Here is a 4,708-nt window from a genome sequence, read left to right on the forward strand (position 1 = left end):
CATCCAGCACCTGGCCGGCATGAAGGATTCGAAGGTCATCGTGGCCATCAACAAGGATCCGGAAGCCCCGATCTTCCAGGTGGCCGACTTCGGTCTGGAAGCCGATCTGTTCACCGCCGTGCCCGAGCTCGTGAAGGCGCTGTGATGAACCCGTGGTGATGCAGGCAGATCACCATGTCTGACTGAGCACCGCACCGGGGCGTCCTTCGAGGCGCCCCTTTTTTCGTCCGAGAATTCCTCGCATCGGACGTTGAACGTGGAGTGACACACCATGGCATTCAAGGCCCCCGTGAAAGACCAGCTGTTCTGCATGAAGGAACTGGCTGGCATCGACCAGATCGCGCAAATCCCCGGCTTCGAAGACGCCGGCTACGAGACGGCCCAGGCCGTGCTCGAAGAAGCCGCGAAGTTCAACGAAGAAGTGGTGGCCCCGCTGAACTGGAGCGGCGACCAGGACCACGGCTCGTGGGACAACGGCGTCGTGAAGGCCTCGCCGGGCTTCAAGGAAGCCTACAAGGCGCTGACCGAAGGCGGCTGGCAAGGTCTGCAGATGCCGACCGAGTACGGTGGCCAGGGCCTGCCCAAGACCATCGGCGCGGCCTGCATCGAAATGACGATGGCCGCCAACCTGAGCTTCTCGCTGTGCTCGATCCTCACGACCGGCGCCACCGAAGCCCTGCTGACCGCCGCCAGCGATGAGCTGAAGCAGCGCTACATCCCCAAGATGATCGAAGGCAGCTGGACGGGTACCATGAACCTGACCGAACCCCAGGCGGGTTCGGATCTGGCCCTGGTGCGCTCCAAGGCCGTGAAGCAGGCTGACGGCACCTACCGCATCAGCGGCCAGAAGATCTTCATCACCTACGGTGAGCACGACATGTCCGAGAACATCGTGCACCTGGTGCTGGCGCGCACGCCGGATGCGCCGGAAGGCGTGAAGGGCATCTCGCTGTTCGTCGTGCCCAAGTTCATGGTCCACGAAGACGGCTCGCTGGGCAAGCGCAACGACGTGTACTGCGCCTCCATCGAAGAAAAGCTGGGCATCAAGGCGTCGCCGACGGCCGTGCTCGTCTACGGTGACGACAAGGGCGAAGTGGGCCCGGGCGCCATCGGCTACCTCGTGGGCGAAGAGAACCGTGGCCTCGAGTACATGTTCATCATGATGAATGCCGCCCGCTACGACGTGGGCCTGCAGGGCCTGGCTGTGTCCGAGCGCGCCTACCAGCACGCCGTGGCCTATGCCCGTGACCGCGTGCAGTCGCGCCCGGTCGACGGCTCGGCCAAGGAGTCGGTGGCGATCATTCATCACCCGGATGTGAAGCGCATGCTGATGACCATGCGTGCGCTGATCGAGGGCGAGCGCGCCATGGCCCTGGTCGGTGCGGCAGCCTACGACACGGCCCACCACCACCCGGATGCCGACACCGCCAAGCAGGCGCAGGCCTTCTACGAGTTCCTGGTGCCGCTGATCAAGGGCTTCTCGACCGAGAACTCGGTGGAAGTGACCTCGCTGGGCGTGCAGGTGCACGGTGGCATGGGCTTCATCGAAGAAACCGGTGCCGCCCAGTACTACCGCGACTCGCGCATTCTGCCCATCTACGAAGGCACGACCGCCATCCAGGCCAACGACCTGGTCGGCCGCAAGACCGCGCGTGACGGCGGCGCCATGGCCCGCGCCATCGCAGCGCAGATCGCCGATGTGGAAGGCCAGCTGGCCGGCCGCGCCAGCGAAGCGGGCAAGAAGTACGCAGCCCAGCTGAAGACCGCCCGTGAGGCCTTCCTGCAGGTGGTCGACTTCGTGCTGGCCAACGTCAAGGCCAACCCGAACGCTGTGTTCGCCGGCTCGGTGCCTTACCTGATGCTGGCCGGCAACCTGGTGTCTGGCTGGCAGATGGGCCGTGCGCTGATCGTGGCCGAAGACAAGCTGGCGGCTGGCGAAGACGCGGCATTCATGGCCGCCAAGGTCGCCACCTGCCGCTTCTACGGCGACCACATCCTGGCGCGCGTGGCCTCGCTGCGCGACAGCATCCTGCAGGGTGGTGAATCCGTCACCGCCATGCCCGTGGATGCGTTCTGATCGCATGACCGCCCACGTTGACGCGATGCGGCCGCCGTGCCGCTCGCTTCCGCGATGAGCCTCTGGCCCCGTCCGGTGTCGCACCGGCCGGGGCCGTTTTGTTTGATCGCTCTCACAAGCCGACAAAGAAGCGGCCCCCTTCGAGGAGACTCCATGCCTTTGCCTTCCGTTCTGCAGCGCGTGCGCTTTCCGGTGATCGCGTCGCCCATGTTCATTGTCAGCACACCCAAACTCGTGATTGCCCAATGCAAGGCGGGCGTCGTGGGCTCGATGCCGGCGCTCAATGCCCGTCCGGCGTCCCAACTGGACGAGTGGTTGCACGAGATCACCGAGGCGCTGGCCGCGCACGATGCGGCCCATCCCGATCAGCCTGCAGCGCCGTTCGCGATCAACCAGATCGTCCACAAGAGCAACAACCGGCTGGAGCACGACCTGGCGCTGTGCGAGAAGTACAAGGTGCCGCTCATCATCACGTCGCTGGGCGCGCGTGAGGACGTGAACCACGCGGTGCACGGCTATGGCGGCGTGGTGATGCACGACGTCATCAACAACCGCTTTGCGCGCAAGGCGATCGAAAAAGGCGCCGACGGCCTGATCGCCGTGGCGGCCGGCGCGGGCGGGCATGCCGGCACGACCAGCCCCTTCGCGCTGGTGCAGGAGTTGCGCGAATGGTTCGACGGCCCGCTGGCCCTGTCCGGGTCGATTGCCAACGGGCGCAGCATTCTGGCGGCGCGCGCCATGGGGGCCGACTTTGCCTACATCGGCTCGGCCTTCATTGCCACCGAAGAAGCGCGGGCTGTGGAAGGGTACAAGCAGATGATCGTCGACAGCACCAGCCAGGACATCGTCTACACCAACTACTTCTCGGGCGTGCACGGCAACTACCTGAAGGGCTCGATCGCTGCCGCCGGCATGGACCCGGATCACCTGCCCGAGGCCGACCCCAGCAAGATGGACTTCGGCACGACCGACGGCGGGCAGGACGCCGGCGCTGCCAAGAAGGCGTGGAAAGACATCTGGGGTTGCGGGCAGGGCATCGGCGCGGTCAAGGCCGTGGTGCCGGCGGCCGACCTGGTGGCGCGGCTGCAGCGCGAGTACGACGAGGCACGGCGAGCCCTGTGTGCCGCGTGAGTTGACTGCCTTCGAACGACGCTGAGTGGCGGTCGCGGGCTGCTGTGGCGGCCCGTGTAGGGCCACCCGCGGCGATCAGCCTTGCCGCACGCCCAGCTTGAAAGCGATCATGGCGCGCAGCTTGGTCGGCACCACGGGCTTGATCAGCACGTGGAAGTGGTGCTGGCGGGCTTCCTCTTCGTGGCCCGTCATCGTGCTGCCGGTCACCATGATCACAGGCAGATCCTTGCCGAAGCGCGCCCGCAAGGTCTTGATGGCATCGATGCCGGTCTGTTGCTCGGGCAGGCGGTAATCGACGATGACCAGATCGGGCGCAGAGGGCGCGTGTTCTGCCCAGGCGCGCACAGCGTCCACCGAGTCGAAGGCGCTGACGGTGGCGCCCCATCCCTTGAGGAGCACCTGCAGGCCGTCCAGCACCGCCTGTTCGTCTTCCACGACCACCACATGGCGCTTGTCCAGCGTCAGCCCCAGGCTGGGGCGTGACGGCACCGACGCGGGCTGCAAACGCGGCGCCCGTCCCACCGGGATCATCATCGTGAACACGGTGCCATGGCCCACCCGCGAGCGCAAGGTCAAGGGTGTGTGCATGAGGTCTGTCAGTCGCTTGACGATGGCCAGGCCCAGGCCCAGCCCCTTGCGGTGATGAGGCTCCAGCGGGCGGCCACTCTGGGTCTGATAGAACTCGTCGAAGATCCGCGCCTGCTCCTTCTCGGCAATGCCGATGCCGGTGTCCCAGACCTGCAGGCACAACTGGCCGCCCCGGCGTCGGCAGCTCACCAGCACCCCGCCGTCCTCGGTGTAGCGGATGGCGTTGGACACGAGGTTGCGCAGCACCCGCTCGATGATGACGGGATCGGCGTAAGCGTGATGCTGTTCGCCACGGAAGCTCAGCATCAGGCCCTTTTCGAACGCGGTGGGTTCGAAGTGGAGCCGGATGCGTGCGAACAGGTCGCGCATCGAGAAGTGCTCGGGCTCGATCTCGACGGCGCCGGTGTCGATCTTGGTGATGTCGAGCAGCTCGCTGAACAGGCCCTCGAGCGCGTCCACGGAACTGTTGATGCTGTTGACCAGATGGGCGACGTCGTCGTCCTTGCAGCGTTGGCGCAGGGCTTCTGCGAAGAGGCCCATGGCGTGCAGTGGCTGACGCAGATCATGGCTGGCCGCCGCGAAGAACTGGGTCTTGGCGCGATTGGCCGTCTCGGCCTGGCGTTGTGCGGCTTCGGCCAGGGCCATCTCGCCTTTCAGCCGCCGCGCCAGGTCTTCGCTGTGCAGGCGCAGGCTGACCATGTCGCCGAACACGTTGTGAAAGCCCCGGCCGACCACCAGCGTGCACAGCGCCATCAGGCACCACACGCCGGCAAGGTGGACGTCGTCGGGGCCGCCGTGCAGCGCGGTGCGGACGATCATGGGCACGAAGTACAGCCCCATGCAGCTCAGGAACAGCCGGGGCTGCGATGCCATGTAGGGCACGGCGCCGATGGCGAACGAGTAGATCGTCAG

The 4,708-nt window shown here is 66.0% G+C and carries 3 protein-coding genes and 1 pseudogene; 3 read left to right on the plus strand and 1 reads right to left on the minus strand.

Going from position 1 to position 4,708, the window contains the following annotated elements; translation table 11 throughout:
- The 3 genes and pseudogenes from QZ709_RS08685 to QZ709_RS08695 all read left to right on the plus strand — a co-directional run.
- A pseudogene (locus QZ709_RS08685) lies at positions 1-145 on the plus strand (electron transfer flavoprotein subunit alpha/FixB family protein); the annotation flags it as partial.
- Positions 146-271: 126 nt separating this feature from the next.
- Positions 272-2,077 (plus strand): acyl-CoA dehydrogenase, encoded by a 1,806-nt coding sequence (locus QZ709_RS08690; protein WP_294636889.1) that lies wholly within the window; start codon positions 272-274, stop codon positions 2,075-2,077.
- 153 nt (positions 2,078-2,230) lie between these two features.
- On the plus strand, positions 2,231-3,208 hold the full coding sequence (locus QZ709_RS08695) for a nitronate monooxygenase family protein (RefSeq protein ID WP_294636890.1): 978 nt from the start codon (positions 2,231-2,233) through the stop codon (positions 3,206-3,208).
- A gap of 75 nt (positions 3,209-3,283) precedes the next feature.
- On the opposite strand, the gene QZ709_RS08700 is transcribed toward QZ709_RS08695, so the two are convergent.
- The coding region (locus QZ709_RS08700; protein ID WP_294636891.1) for an ATP-binding protein at positions 3,284-4,708 on the minus strand (1,425 nt) is incomplete at its 5' end.

The organism is uncultured Aquabacterium sp., assembly GCF_913773725.1.
Lineage (GTDB): Bacteria > Pseudomonadota > Gammaproteobacteria > Burkholderiales > Burkholderiaceae_C > Aquabacterium.